The sequence below is a fragment of the Reyranella sp. CPCC 100927 genome (genome assembly GCF_007859315.1).
In the GTDB taxonomy this organism is placed as follows: Bacteria; Pseudomonadota; Alphaproteobacteria; order Reyranellales; family Reyranellaceae; genus Vineibacter.
In genome coordinates this window covers 384,042-398,093 of record NZ_VOHA01000001.1, presented here as the reverse complement: position 1 = coordinate 398,093, position 14,052 = coordinate 384,042, and the positions used below count along the sequence as shown (strand labels likewise).

The 14,052-nt window shown below is 66.8% G+C and carries 12 protein-coding genes; 4 read left to right on the top strand and 8 right to left on the bottom strand.

Annotation, left to right across the window (positions count from 1 at the left end):
* Nucleotides 1-77: 77 nt before the first annotated feature.
* Nucleotides 78-1,148: an LLM class flavin-dependent oxidoreductase gene (locus FQU96_RS01825; RefSeq protein WP_178130251.1), complete on the top strand. Its 1,071-nt coding sequence runs from the start codon at nt 78-80 to the stop codon at nt 1,146-1,148.
* A gap of 333 nt (nt 1,149-1,481) precedes the next feature.
* Here the strand turns inward: FQU96_RS01825 and FQU96_RS01820 are convergent, their stop codons facing one another.
* The 6 genes from FQU96_RS01820 to FQU96_RS01795 all read right to left on the bottom strand — a co-directional run bounded on the left by FQU96_RS01820 (nt 1,482) and on the right by FQU96_RS01795 (nt 6,579).
* On the bottom strand, nt 1,482-2,417 hold the full coding sequence (locus FQU96_RS01820) for a fumarylacetoacetate hydrolase family protein (RefSeq protein ID WP_146539125.1): 936 nt from the start codon (nt 2,415-2,417) through the stop codon (nt 1,482-1,484).
* 50 nt (nt 2,418-2,467) lie between these two features.
* Nucleotides 2,468-2,884: a PIN domain-containing protein gene (locus FQU96_RS01815; RefSeq protein ID WP_146539124.1), complete on the bottom strand. Its 417-nt coding sequence runs from the start codon at nt 2,882-2,884 to the stop codon at nt 2,468-2,470.
* A gap of 3 nt (nt 2,885-2,887) precedes the next feature.
* Entirely contained in the window at nt 2,888-3,121 is a 234-nt protein-coding gene (locus FQU96_RS01810; protein WP_146539123.1) for a type II toxin-antitoxin system Phd/YefM family antitoxin, read from the bottom strand.
* Between the two features lie 137 nt (nt 3,122-3,258).
* Nucleotides 3,259-5,118, bottom strand: coding sequence for an acyl-CoA synthetase (locus tag FQU96_RS01805; protein ID WP_146539122.1), 1,860 nt, complete (start codon nt 5,116-5,118; stop codon nt 3,259-3,261).
* Between the two features lie 82 nt (nt 5,119-5,200).
* Entirely contained in the window at nt 5,201-6,160 is a 960-nt protein-coding gene (locus FQU96_RS01800; protein ID WP_146539121.1) for a D-2-hydroxyacid dehydrogenase, read from the bottom strand.
* Between the two features lie 80 nt (nt 6,161-6,240).
* Nucleotides 6,241-6,579 (bottom strand): GIY-YIG nuclease family protein, encoded by a 339-nt coding sequence (locus FQU96_RS01795; RefSeq protein WP_146539928.1) that lies wholly within the window; start codon nt 6,577-6,579, stop codon nt 6,241-6,243.
* Nucleotides 6,580-6,659: 80 nt separating this feature from the next.
* Here FQU96_RS01795 and FQU96_RS01790 point away from each other — a divergent pair, with 80 nt between their 5' ends.
* The 3 genes from FQU96_RS01790 to FQU96_RS01780 all read left to right on the top strand — a co-directional run bounded on the left by FQU96_RS01790 (nt 6,660) and on the right by FQU96_RS01780 (nt 9,074).
* Entirely contained in the window at nt 6,660-7,253 is a 594-nt protein-coding gene (locus tag FQU96_RS01790; protein WP_146539120.1) for a DUF2239 family protein, read from the top strand.
* Nucleotides 7,254-7,350: 97 nt separating this feature from the next.
* Complete coding sequence (locus FQU96_RS01785) at nt 7,351-8,223, top strand: sigma-70 family RNA polymerase sigma factor (RefSeq protein ID WP_146539119.1); 873 nt, start codon at nt 7,351-7,353, stop codon at nt 8,221-8,223.
* Nucleotides 8,224-8,486: 263 nt separating this feature from the next.
* Nucleotides 8,487-9,074: a flavodoxin family protein gene (locus FQU96_RS01780; RefSeq protein ID WP_146539118.1), complete on the top strand. Its 588-nt coding sequence runs from the start codon at nt 8,487-8,489 to the stop codon at nt 9,072-9,074.
* A 351-nt stretch (nt 9,075-9,425) separates the two neighbouring features.
* On the opposite strand, the gene FQU96_RS01775 is transcribed toward FQU96_RS01780, so the two are convergent.
* The gene (locus FQU96_RS01775) at nt 9,426-11,348 is read right to left on the bottom strand and encodes a tetratricopeptide repeat protein (protein ID WP_146539117.1); all 1,923 of its coding nucleotides are present in this window, start codon (nt 11,346-11,348) and stop codon (nt 9,426-9,428) included.
* A 21-nt stretch (nt 11,349-11,369) separates the two neighbouring features.
* Entirely contained in the window at nt 11,370-13,595 is a 2,226-nt protein-coding gene (locus FQU96_RS01770; protein WP_178130249.1) for a tetratricopeptide repeat protein, read from the bottom strand.
* Nucleotides 13,596-14,052: the final 457 nt, after the last annotated feature.

The window sequence follows — 14,052 nt, the reverse complement described above, 5'->3', positions numbered from 1 at the left end:
TGTGGCGGCGAACATCGGTTGACGTCCGACCGGCGCGAGGAACAATGCGTCCATCAATCACCGCGGCGGAGGCAGTCATGGATTTCGGTATCGCACTACCCACGGCTGCTGACTCCTGGAAAGTGGTGCAACGGGCCGAGGAGCTCGGCTTCACGCACGCCTGGTTCTACGACACCCAGATGCTGAGCGCCGACTGCTTCGTCGCCATGGGCGCCGCAGCCGTCACGACGCGCCGCATCCGGCTGGGCACCGGCGTATTGGTACCATCGAACCGCATTGCGCCGGTTGCCGCCAATGCGCTGGCATCACTCAACAAGCTGGCGCCCGGCCGCATCGACTTCGGCGTCGGCACCGGCTTCACGGCCCGCCGCGCCATGGGCTTCGGGGCGATGAAGGTCAAGGCCATGGAAGCCTACATCGCCCAGGTCTATGGCCTGCTGCGGGGCGACACCGTCGATTTCGACATGGAAGGCGAGCAACGCAAGATCGCCTTCCTCAATCCCGAGCTGGACCTGTTCAACATCAAGGATCCCATCCCACTGCACCTGTCGGCATTCGGTCCCCGCACCCGCGCGCTCACGGCCAAGCTGCGCGCGGGCTGGATCGACTTCGTCGGCAACGTCGCCACCGGCATCAAGGAGGTCGAGGCCATGGCCGAGGCCTGGCATCGGGCCGGACATGCGCGCAGCGATCTGCAGGCCACGGCTTTCGCACTGGGCTGCGTGCTGCAGGACGGCGAGCCCGCCGACTCGCCCCGCGCGATGGCGCAAGCGGGGCCGCGTGCCGCCGTGATGCTGCATCGCGCGGCGGACGAGGCCCTGTCGGGCCTGGCGCCCGGCGTCAGCATGCCGACCCAGCGCCGCGCCGAGATCGACGGCTACATCGCACTGGCCCGCACGTTCGAGCCCCAGGATGCCCGCTACCTGCAGAACCATCGCGGGCACCTGATGGTCCTCAAGCCCGAGGAACGACCTTTCATCACCGCCGACCTGATCCGCGCCACGTCGTTCACGGCGACGGAGCCGGAGATCAAGCAGCGCATCGATGCCTTGCGCGGCGCCGGCTACACGCAGTTCACGATCCAGATCGTGCCGGGCCAGGAGCAGGCACTGGCCGACTGGGCCCGCATCCGCCAGGCTTTTGCGTAGCCGCCCGAGCCATCCCTTCTCCCCGCGCGGGCGGGGGAGAAGGGATGGGCTGGCAGAAAGGGCAGATACGGCCAGAAAGTCGGATCGGGGTTTGACGCCAAGGCCTTGGACGACACCGCTCAGCGCGGCCAGCCGGCGGCAGAAAGCGGCCAGTTACGGCCAGAAAGTCGTGTGCTCTTGGGCGGTACCTCTCAGGGGACGTGTGGGGTGCTGCCTGAACGACGGCAGCACCGTGTGTCGCTTGCGTGGAATATCTAGTCGCGCGCGCCCAAAACAAGCGGAACGAAAATAAACATTTCGGCCCCCGCACGCAGAGGATCGAAAGCGTCTTCGCTACGCGCTCTTGGCGTACTTGCCCGACAGCTGCGGCGTGTGCGGACCCTCGCCGCCCTGCTCCTTGTGCTGCAGGCGGGTCGTGCGCGCCCAGGTACGTTTGAGTTCATCGCGGACGCCAAGGCGCAAGGTACCGACCTTCTCGATGGTCAGTTCGATCCGATCGCCATCCATGAAGGCGTGCAGGCCGCGGTGATTGGTGCCGGTGGCGACCACGTCGCCCGGCTCCAGGGTGTGGATCGAGCTCACCCATTCGATGCAGCGCGCGATCTGGTGCGCCATGTCCGATGTGTTGAACTTCTGCATCACCGCGCCGTTGTTGGTGAGCGTGATGTTGAGGTTCTGCGGGTCGGCGATCTCGTCGGCGGTCACGAGGCAGGGCCCGATCGGCGCAAACGTATCGCGCGACTTCATCTGGAAGAACACGTTGCCGGGCGGCGGCAGGCCACGGGCCGATCCATCGATGAAGCACGTGTAGCCGAAGATGTGCTTCAGGGCGTCCGCCTGCGATACGCGCGTGGCGCGCTTGCCGATCACCAGCGCCAGCTCCGCCTCGCCCTCGAAGATCGTGGCCGGCGCGTCGGGCAGCACCATCGTGTCGCCATCGCCGATCACCGCCGTCGCCGCCTTGTGGAAGGCGTTGATCTGCGGTTTCTCGGGCAGCGTGCCGTCCTCCATGTAGTTGACGGCCATGCAGACGATATTGCCGGGCTTCGGCACCGGCGGCCGCAGGCGTACGCCTTTGAGCGGAACACCCTGGCCCGCCGCCACGGCCTTCTCGATCCTGCCTTTATAATCGTCCCAGCGCGCGATCAGGCCCAGGATCAGGTCACGCGGATCGATGTGCGGGATGTCCTTCACCGTATCGGTGATATCGACAACGGTCTCGCCCTTGAGAACACCCAGACGAAATTCGTCGAAACAGACCAGCTTCATGTGGCGTCATCCTCTTGGTGGCGATGGACAAGGCCATCGATGCGCTGCACTCATGCGACGTCAGATCTCAGCCAGTTTTCCAGCGACAAACCAGGCACGCGGGAAAACTCGCGTTCATTGTCGGTCACCAATGTGGCGTTGATGGCGGCGGCCTGGGCAGCGATCCACGTGTCATTGGCACCAATGGGAGTCCCCTGCCGCTCAAGCAGCACCCTGATCCGAGCGTAGTGGCGCGTGGTCTCAAGGTCGATGCCGACCAGCGGCAGGCGCTGCGCAAGAGCGGCGAGCCGCGCCCGGTTGCGCTCACCCTGCGCGCTCTTCTCCGCACCGAAGGCCAGCTCCCCCAGGACAATGGTCGACAAACGCGTGGCGCTGAGCGGAACGGTCTGTAGCCGACGCTGTACGTCGATACTTCCTCTCAGCGCCGCAATGACGATGTTGGTGTCCAGAAGATAGAGGGTGGCCACGGCCTAGTCGTCCAAGGAAGATACGGATTCCGCCGGCTTGTCCTCTGGGGCTTGCAGGTCGATGTCGCCATCGGTCCAGAGGTCGCGAAAGGCGTCGGCCGCGACCTGGGGTCGATCCGGGACCAGCCGTGCCACGACCCTTCCATGGCGGGTGACAGCGATTTCCTCACCCGCCTCGACCTCAGCCAATAGAGCCGAGAAACGAGACTTTGCTTCGACAACGGTCACACTCTTCATGGCGACCCCGCCAAAAAAATGGTCATATGGTCATAATACTCCTCGTGCCTCCAGGCGCAAAGAGGTTATGCAGACCGATATGGTCGCTTCGGCCACATGCCCCGCGGGGAGACGGCGATCGCTGAAGTGATCAGACGTCAGGAATCGAACGCAACGACATGGCGGATCTGGAAGCCGCCCAGCAATGCCGCGCAGCGTTGCGCGATCGCGTCCTGCTTGTCGGCACCCTTGGCGACATGCACGGTTGCCAAGGTGCCGTGCGTGGCATCATTGCCGACCGTCACGGTCGCCGCAATTCCCTCGGCACGCAGCGGCGCGAGGGCCGCGTCGAATGCCAGCTGCGCGGCGTTCAAGCGCAGAGCCGGCTTGAAGATCTTGCCGACGCCGGTCAGCGGCATGACGGCAATCGGCACCACCTGCACGGGCACGGCGGCGCGTTCGGGAATTTCCTTGCGGCAGAACTCGCGCAGTTCTTCCGCGCTCGCCGAGGCGCCGGGACGCAGCTGCACGAACACCATCGGCAGTTCACCGGCATAGGTATCGGGCAGGCCGACCGCGGCGGCGGTCTCGACGGCGGGATGGCGGTTCAAGGCTTCCTCGATCACGACCGGATCGATGTTGTGGCCGCCCCGGATGATGAGGTCCTTCGAGCGTCCGGTGAGCCAGACATAGCCCTCGGCATCGACACGGCCCAGGTCGCCGGAGTCGAGCCAGCCGTCGGCCAGCATGGCGTTGCGGTCGTGACGCGGATCGAGATAGCCCGGCGTCACCTGCGGGCCACGCATCAGGACATGGCCGATCTCGTCGGTCGCGCAATCGCGGCGGATGACGCCATCGGGCCCGACATCGGCGATGCGCACCTCGGTGTAGGGCAGGCGCAAACCGACCGACCCGGTGCGGCGCTCGCCGTGGTACGGGTTCATGGTCGAATAGCAGTGCACTTCGGTCATGCCGTAGCCTTCGACCACCGGGGCACCGATCTCGCGCTCGATGCGGCGGATGAGCTCGACCGGCACGGTCGAGCCGCCGGTGACGAAGGTCTTGAGCGACGAGATGTCGTGCCCGTCGCGAGGCACGTTCATGATCGCGGCCAGGCTGGTCGGCACGGCGCCACCGATCGTGACCCGGTTGCGTTCGACGATGCCCCAGTAGTCACGCACGACATTGGGATTGCGGGCGCCCAACGGCGTCGGAATCACGACCGTCCAGCCCTTGGCGACCGGCGACAGCGCGCCGAACAGCGAGCCGCCGACATGGAACTGCGGCAGCGGATTGAGCAGCACCATGTCGGGCCCGAGATCGACCATCAGGGCGTTGCTCCACGCCATCAAGGTCAGCGCACCGTGGGTGTGCTTGGCCAGCTTGGGCAGGCCCGTGGTGCCGCCGGTATGAAACAGCGCCGCCACCGTGTCGCGATCGAGCGGCTTGGGCGTCACCAGCCGATCGCCGGGCTGCGCCGCGCTGGCGCTGTTGAAATCGACGACACCGGCGGCCGGCGTGTTGCTGCCCCCGACGCTGAACACCTTCAGCGCCGGCATCGCCGCGCGGATCGCTTCCACCTTCGGCCAGATGTCGGGATAGATCGATGGGTCGACCGCGACCAGGGCCTTGGCGCCGGCTTCCCTCATGATGCCGGTGATCTGCGAGGCATCGAGGAAATAGTTCACCGGATTGGCGACGGCGGCGATCTCGGCGCCCCACATCGCGAAGAAGGTCTCCGGCACGCTGGGCATCAGCAAGGTCACGGTGTCGTCAGGACCGATACCCTCGGCCCGCAACAGATTGGCCGCCTGGAACACGCGCCGCAGCAGTTCGGTATAGCTGACATCGCGCACGGGATCCGTCGCACCGGTGCCGGACAAATAGCGGATCGCCACCTTGTCGGCATTTCGCGCCGCGGTATCGCGCAGCAGATCAGCGACGTTGGTATGGCGGATGCGTTCGGTGACAGGCACGCGTTCGAGTTCGGCAATATCGGCCTGCGTACGGACCTTCATTGGACGTTTCCCCGGAGTGTTCTACGAAATGTTGTCCTGCCGGTATGGCAGAGACGCCGTGCGGTGTCAGCCGCTCGTGCCATCAATATCCGGCGACGCGATCGACAACCTCCTTCAGCGATGCACCGCGCAGGTAGCGGTCCAGGTTCTCCACGAACAGGCGTGCCACGATCTTGTCGCGTTGCGGGTGAGGGCCGCCGATATGCGGCAGCACGATGATGCCGTCGGTGGTCCAGAACGGATGCTCGGCGGGCAACGGCTCCTGTCGGAAGACATCGAGCATGGCACCCGCGATCGTCTTCTGCTTCACGGCGGCAACAAGGTCGTCATCCTTGATCAAATGCCCGCGGCCGAAATTCAACAGCCAGGCCGTCGGCTTCATCGCGCCCAGGCGGCGCGCATCGATGAAATTGTCGGTCTGTGGCGTTGCCGGCAGCAACAGCAGCACAAAATCCGATTGCGCCAGCACCTCATCGGTGCGCTCCGGCGGCAGCACGTCGGCGACGTTCGCCATCGGCGCCGGCCGGCGGCGCGTGCCGACGACGCGCATCCCCAGCGCGGCGGCAAGACGCGCAACCTCCTCGCCGAGGACGCCCAGGCCGAGAATGCCCAGCGTCTTGTCACTCAGCGGCTGTGCGACAGTGGGGACCCACTGTCTGCGCTTCTGGCTCTCGACCGCAGCGGCGTACGGCTTGCTGACATAGAACAGCGCACCCAGGATGTTCTCCGGCATCGATTCGCGGTGCGTGCCGCGGGCGCAGGTGAGCGCCAGGTCGGGCGGCAGGTCGGGCAGCGCCAGCCAGTGCTCGACTCCCGCCGTCATCGACTGCACCCACCGCAGTTTCGGCATGGCGGACAAGACACCGGGCGGCGCGCCCGGCGCGAACAGCACTTCAACCCGCGCCAGCTGGTCGGCCGACGGCCGCTCCTTGCGCGCGACCGTGTCGATGGCGACGCGGTCGGACAGGCCTGCCGCGGCGATGGCCTCGACATAGGCGCGCGTGGAGTCGGTCCACAACAGGATGTGCGTACGATCGGTCACGATAGCGGCTCCACCAATGGGGACGCGCAGCGTAGCGGTTTGCCGATGCGCAGGCCAAGCCGCGGACCGTTCACAACAATTCAGATGGCCCCTGCACCCAGCGCCGATCGCCAGTGGGCCAAGCGCGCCTTCAGATGCGTGTCGCGATCGATGGCGACGTCATCGTCTTCATCCCACCGCTCGAGGACGTCGAAGACAAAGCTTTCGGCGCCCCGCTCACGCCAGGCCTTCTGGAGGTCCCGATACGGGCTGCTGCCCTGGCGCAGGGTGAACCAGATGCGATTCTGGACGGTGTCCAGGGTTGGGCTCTGGCCCACCCAGACCTTGCCGGAGGCAGCACAGCGAATGGCGTAGATTCCAGCCACCGGCCTGCGTTCCTTGTAGGCCCGGATCGCTGCTTTTCGACTGTCGCCCTTCATCACCGAAACGCCTCGCGCCTGGATCATTATTATACGGGTAATAATTGACATATAATATTATCCGGGTATAAATTCAACAGATGACCGACCCCACAACCACGCTCTGCACGGCTTTCGAGGGCCATCGCCGGTTGGCGGCCGGCCCTCTGGTCGAGGTCGCGCTGGCGGTCAAAGCCGCTGGCGACGGCGGCACGACAGCGCCCCTTCTCATCTTCAATGACGCGACGGGCCGCGTCATCGACGTCGATCTTCGCGGTACGACAGGCGACATCGCCGCGCGGTTGTCGTCGGCAGCCGCGCCACGACCTGATGACTCGGCGCCCCCGCCGCGCGGACGAGGACGGCCCCGGCTGGGCGTGATCGGGCGTGAGGTCACCCTGCTGCCGCGGCACTGGACGTGGCTGGCGGCCCAGCCGGGCGGCGCGTCCGTCGCATTGCGGCGATTGGTGGACGCGGCCAGGCGGTTCGACGACCCGCGGCAGAAGAACCGGGCAGCGCAGGAGATTGCCTATCGTTTCATGTCGGCGCTGGCGGGCAACCTGCCTGGCTTCGAGGAAGCCGCGCGCGCCCTGTTCGCCCACGATCCGGTCCGGTTCGCACAACATGCCGCAGGCTGGCCGCGCGACGTGCGCGGCTACGCCACGCGCCTCGCCTTCGGCGATCCCAGCGACTGACGACGGATATCGTTGTCGATGTCACAGACGGCCATCGTGTCTCGTCCTGTCACTGGTTTCCACGATCGGAGACGTCATGCCAGGACGGACATCAGCGATGGCAGCTGACCACGACGCCGCCGCGTCCTTCGACGGGCTGCGCCCGACATTGTTCCGCACGGCCTACCGGATGCTGGGATCGGTCGCCGATGCGGAAGATGTTGTTCAGGACGCCTTCATCCGCTGGATGGCCGCGGATCGCAGCGCCATCCACGAGCCGCAGGCCTTCCTGCGCCGGGTGGTCATGCGCCTGTGCCTGGATCAGCTGAAGTCGGCGCGCCGGCGACGCGAAGTCTATCCCGGCCCGTGGCTGCCGGAGCCTGTTGTCGAGGCGCAGGACGATGACATCGACGACGTCACCCTGCCCTTGATGATGGCCCTGGAACGGCTGTCGCCGCTGGAGCGCGCCGCTTTCATTCTGCACGACGTCTTCGGTATCGGCTTCGACGAGATCGCGCGCACGATCGGCCGCGATCCCGCTGCCTGCCGCCAGCTCGCCAGCCGGGCCCGCGCCAACGTACGCACGCCACGCCCGCGCTTCGACCTGCCCCGGGAGCGCGGACTGCAGATCGCCGCCGCGTTCTTCGCGGCCTCCCGCCGCGGCGACATGAGCGCCCTGCAGTCGATGCTGGCAGCCGATGTATCGGTGTATGCCGACGGCGGCGGCAAGAAGTCATCGCCGCGCAAGCCCATCGTCGGTCTGGTGGATGCCTTGAAGCTGCACGAGGCCCTGGCGCGCTTGTTCGCCCGGGCGATGTCGCGGATCGTGCGCTTCGCCTTCATCAACGGCCTGCCGGGGTTTGTCACCGTCGAAGGCGAGGGCACGCTGCAAACGACGGCGTTGCGAATCGAGGATGGCACGATCACCGGCATCTATGTCGTGCGCAATCCCGACAAGCTGAGGCACGTGGCCGGCGAAACCGTGCACTGAGCGCTTGGGATCTTCCCCCGGAAGGAGCAGGGCATTGCATATGACACCAACCTCACCCTGAGGAGCGAGCGCAGCGAGCGTCTCGAAGGGTGGGCAACCACACATGGTGCGACAACAGCCGGAACGACGGATCGAGACAGCAGCCCATCCTTCGAGACGCCGGCTGCGCCGGCTCCTCAGGATGAGGTTGTGGGTTGCCACATATGGTGTTCTCTCCCAGCGCTCGCGGGCGAGGAGGAACAGAGATCGAGACGGAGGTTGACGTGCGCATTCGCATCGCGATCGTATATCACAGCGGCTATGGCCATACCGCGCGGCAGGCCGATGCAGTGAGGGCTGGCGTCGAGCAGGTCGGCAACACGGAAGCGCTGCTGATGACGGTCGAGGAAGCGCCGCGGCGCTGGGATGACCTGGCGCAAGCCCAGGCGATCATCTTCGGGGCGCCCACCTACGTCGCCGGCGCCTCCGCCGCCTTCAAAGCCTTCCAGGAGGCGACGTCCAATGCCGTGATGTCCAGGGGCTTCGCCTGGAAAGACAAGATCGCGGCCGGCTTCACCAACTCCGGCTCACGGGCCGGCGACAAGCTGGCAACGCTGATCCAGTTGGCGTTGTTCGCCGCCCAGCACGGCATGCACTGGATCAATCTCGCCCTGCCGCCGGGAAACTGCTCGACCACGGGATCGGAAACCGATCTCAACCGGCTGGGCTTTTTTCTCGGCGCCGGCGCGCAGTCGAACACCGATGAAGGTCCCGATGTCGCACCGCCCGAAGCCGATCTCGCAACGGCCCGGCACCTGGGGCAACGGGTGGCGGAAGCGACGCACCAGTTTGCCCGCGGCCGCGTGGCATAACGAGGTGGCGCGATCATTCATCGTTTGATGGAACCAACCGCTACTGTCGTCCTGAGCACAGCGAAGGACCCTGCGGTGTGTCGACCCGCACGAACGCGTGGTCATAAGATGGAAGATTCACCACAGAGGCACAGAGGACACAGAGAAACACAGAGAACAATCTTCGCGCGCGTCGAAGGTGCGCCATGGCCTTATCTCTGTGTGCCTCTGTGTCCTCTGTGCCTCTGTGGTGAAGTCTTCCTTCCGCCCTTGTCGGCCGGCGCGGTCGGCGCACTGCAAGATCCTTCGCTCCGCTCACGATGACGGTGGTGGGCGACTCGACCTGCCGTTTCCATCAAACGCTGAAACGCCCTACAGGTTGGGATCGATTGCCTTCGCGCGCTTCAGATCGGCGTCGGCGCCGGCGGCATCGCCCAGCCGGCGCTTGAGGAGGCTGCGCTGATAGAGCGCTGCCGAGTCCCGTGGTCGGACGTTGATGGCCATGTCGTAGTCCGCGACGGCACGCGCGAGATCGCCCGACGCTTCGTAGGCGACGGCGCGCTTGGCGTAGTAGTCGAACTCGCTGGGTGCCGACTGGATGGCTTGCGTATAGGCGCGGATGGCCTGGCTGAAATCCTTGCGGTTGGCGAAGATCAGGCCCTGCTTGTAGGCGGCGGCGGCATTGGCCGGGTCGAGCTTGACGGCCTGCTCGTAGTCGCGCAGCGCCTGTGTTTCGTTGCCCATGCGCAGATGAACGTCGCCGCGCCCGACATAAGCCGCTGCATCGCGGGCATCGACCGCGATCGCCTGGTTGTAGTCGGCAATCGCGCGTTCGTTCTGGCCGCTCTTGCCGTAGACGTCGGCGCGGTTCTGGTAGAAGCGCGCATTGCGGCCGTCGAGCTTGATGGCGGCATCGAAGTCGCGGACGGCAGCCACCTGGTCGCCCATGACGACGTATGCAGCACCGCGGCCACTGTAAGCACGCGCCACCGTTGACGGCTCACCGCCGGCCTGGATCAGTTGCGTGCACGCCTGCACGACAATGGCCGATGCAAAGCGGCGGCCCGCGTTGGCGCACTGGTTCTGCAGCGCCACCGTTTCGGGGCTGGCCGCCGTTGCCTGCTGCGGCGGCGGCTGTGGTGTCGGCGCGGCCGGCGGCGGCGCCGATGTCGTCTGTGATGGCGGCGTGCGCGAGGCCCCCGTGCTCCAGGCCCAGTATCCGCCACCACCCAACAACGCGACCGCCACGGCACCCGCCGTCGCCCAGGCAAGCCCGCGGCCGTTGCGTCCCGCCGGCGCCGGCGCCGGTGGTACGGCAACAGCCGGCTGCGGCACGGGCCCGACGACTTGCCAGGACGGCCCGCCGGCCGTCGCGCCCGGCACGGCTTCGCCGGCCAGCACGCGCCGCCATGCGGCAATGTTCTGCGGCCGCTGCTCCGGTTTCAAGGCAAGCGCAGCGTCGATGGCGGCGAGGAATGCCGGTGGATAGCGGCCGGCGCCCACCGTCCGCGCCGCAACCATCCGGTCACCCAGCATGCGCTCGATGGCGTTGGGCGGCGGCGCGCCCGTCACGCCGTGGTAGAGCGTCGCGCCCAGCGCGTAGATGTCCGTCCACGGGCCCTGGCCGCTGGCGCTGGTCTGCTCGAACGGCGCGTAGCCCGGCGTGAAGATCACCGTCATCGACTGCGTGCGATCGTGCAGCGTAATCCGTGCGGCACCGAAATCGATCAGCGTCCCCTGGCCCTGCTCGTCGACGATGACGTTGCCGGGCTTGATGTCGCGGTGCAGGAAGCCGGTGGCGTGCACGCGCTCCAGGCCGTCGAGCAGAGGATGCAGGAAGCGGTCCAGCATGGCGAACGGCAAGGTCTGCTCCCGCCGCAGGATGCTCTCCAGCGTCTCGCCGCGGACCAGCGCCATCACCATGTAGGCGGTGCCGTTGGCTTTCAGGAAATCGTGCACCGCCACGACGCCACGCACGCCACCCAACTGTGCCAAGGTCTTGGCTTCCGCCAGGAAGCGCTCGCGGCCCCAGGTGAAATCCGACGCCACCTGGGTCGATCGCGGCAGAACGGCCAGGTTGTCCTGGCGCTCGGCGAAATGAACCGGCAGATATTCCTTCAGCGCAACGTCGCGGCCCAGCTGCACATCGCGCGCGCGATAGGTGATGCCGAACCCACCGCGACCGAGAACGGACACGATGTCATAGCGACCCACGCGTGCGCCGGCGGGCAGCGTGCCGAAGGCATCGACCAGCGTCTGGCCCGTCGGTCCCGATGAGGCGGTGTCCCGTGCCACCGGCTGGTTGCCCCTCTCCGGCTATTGGATGGTCGGGTTCAGGGCCTTGGCACGCGCCATGTCGGCATCCGCGCCCGCCTTGTCGCCCATGCGCAGCTTGACGCCGCTGCGATTGAAAAAGTAGTCGGCCTCGCCGGGATCGAGACGGATCGCCTGGTCGAGGTCGGCCAGCGCGCGCTGGTATTCCTTCTTCATCGCATAGGCACCGCCCCGCACGCCGAAATATTCGCTGCGCGCCGGATTGAGGCGGATCGCCTGCGTCATCTCGCTCACGGTGCCGTCGTAGTTGCGCTGCATGAAGTAGATCTTGCCGCGATTGAAGAAGGGCTCCGGCGCGGTGGGATTGTGCTGCGTGGCGAGGTTGTAGTCCTGCATCGCAAGATCGACGCGGCCACGGTCGGCATTGGTATTGCCGCGACCCAGCAGCGCATTGAGATTGCGCGGATCAAGGCGCAGCGCGGCATCGAAGTCGACAATCGCGCGGTCGTACTGCTTCATCTCGAAATAGATATAGCCGCGGGCCGCCACCATCTCGGCGTTCTTCTGGTCCCGCTCGATCGCCGCATCCAGATCGCGAATGGCGGCGCGGGGCTCACCCAGTTCGCGATAGGCCTGCGCCCGGTTGGCGTAGATCACCGCCATGTTCAGCGGATCGTCGCGGTTGAGCTTGATCAGGGTGGTGCAGGCCACGACGATCTCGATCAAGGGGCTCTGGCGCGCGGGCGAACAGATCTGCTTCAGCTCGCCGGTCCAGATGCCGCCTTGCTTGTTGATTTCCGCCGCGCGGCGGCGAGCCGTCTCGTCGATGGCGCGACGCACCGACTCGTTGGTGATCGCGGGATTGCCCGATCCGGCGGAGTAGGGTTCCGAACCTGGCGGCGGCGGTGGCGTGGACGGCGATGCGCCCGGCGACGATGGACCGGGCGTCGACGGGGCGACGGCGGGTGTCGTCGGCGACGGCGTGGTGGATCGCGTGGTCGGCGGCGACGGTGCCGTGGCCTGCTGAGTCGGCTGCGGCACGTCACGATGGGTGCCCTGCCAGCTGTCCCACGCCATATAGCCGACCATGGCGACCAGACAGGCCGACAGCACGCCGATAGACGAGACGGCGAGCCACAGCGGCGGTCCGCCACGGGCCGGACGCGCCGCGACGGATGGCGGCAGTGGCGGAACGTAGGCCACCGCGGGCTGCATCGACGGCACCGGCATCACGGGCGGCGGCGGTGGCGCATTGATCGAATGGATGTCGGCCGGCGACACCAGCCAGTTGGCCGTCGTGCTGCCGGTCCGGCCGGTCATGGACGGCGGTGACGCCGCGCGTACGCTGTCGCTCGATACGCCGTGCGTGCCCAGCATGCGCCGCCAGTCGGCGATCGTCTGCGGCCGCTGCTGCGGATACACGACCAGCGCCGCGTCGATGGCCGCCAGCAGTGCCGGCGGATATTGGCCGGCACCGATGCGCGCGGCCGGCACCAGGGCGTCGTTGACGGCACGGTCCTTGGCGTTGAGCGGCGGCGTGCCGGCGATGGCGCGATAGAGCGTGGCGCCCAGGGCATAGATATCGGTCCACGGACCCTGATGCGCCGCGCTCGCCTGTTCCATCGGCGCGTAACCCGGCGTGTAGACGGCCGTCATCACCTGGGTGTGGTCCTGCAGCGCCAGGCGCGCCGTGCCGAAGTCGATCAGGGTCGGCAGGCCCTGGGCATCGATCAGGATGTTGGCCGGCTTGATGTCGCGATGCAGGAAGCCCTGCGCGTGCACGCGCTCCAGCCCGTCCAGCAGCGGCGGCAGCCAGCGCTCGAGCATGGCCGACGACAGCCGCGGCTCGCGCTGCAGCAGCGCCTCCAAGGTCTCGCCCTTGACCAGCGTCATCACCATGTAGGCGGTGCCGTTGGCCTCGATATAGTCGTGCACCCCGACGACGCCGCGCACGGCCTCGAGTCGCGCCAGCGTGGTGGCCTCGGCGCGGAAGCGCTCCAGGCCCCAGCGGAAGCTCTCGATGGTCTGCGTCGAGCGCGGCAGGACGGTGGCGTCCCGCTGGCGCACGGCGCACGAGATCGGCAGGTATTCCTTGAGCGCGACCTCCCGCCCCAGCTGCGTGTCGCGCGCACGATAGGTGATGCCGAAGCCGCCCTGCCCCAGGACGGCGGCGATCTCATAGCGTCCAACGCGCGTGCCCGGCGGCAACGTCGACAGCCGGTCCGTGACCGGCCCATCGGACGCTCGGCCGCTGGCGACTGTCGGCATGAGTGCCGCGTTCTGTCCGGGAATCATGGACGATACGTTCTACCCCACTGCTGCACAGTCGCTTCTATGGCCCCCCCGCGGCGGAATTTTGGCACCGTTGGCAGGGCACCCGGATCACGGGCGTGTGTTCAGGGCAGAGAATCGAGCGCGGCTTCTGTTACGAAAATGAAATGAGGGAATTGAATCAAATCGCTATCCCAAGACCATGATCGCTGTGATCGTCGCCGTGTCGGCACGTTCCCATGCGCCGTCCTTGGCTAGCCGACGGCGTGGGTGAATGCAACACGCGCACGAAGTCGTTGCGCGCAACTGCATGCAGTGCCGCGCAACTGTTTCCCGGATCGGGTTCCGACGGCTGACTGCCCCGGCCCGGCCGGGTGGCAGGTGGCCTGGGAGCGCGGGCGTCCCGCCCGCATCAGGGTTAGAGCAAGCCTGACATGAGCGGGCGAGACGCCCG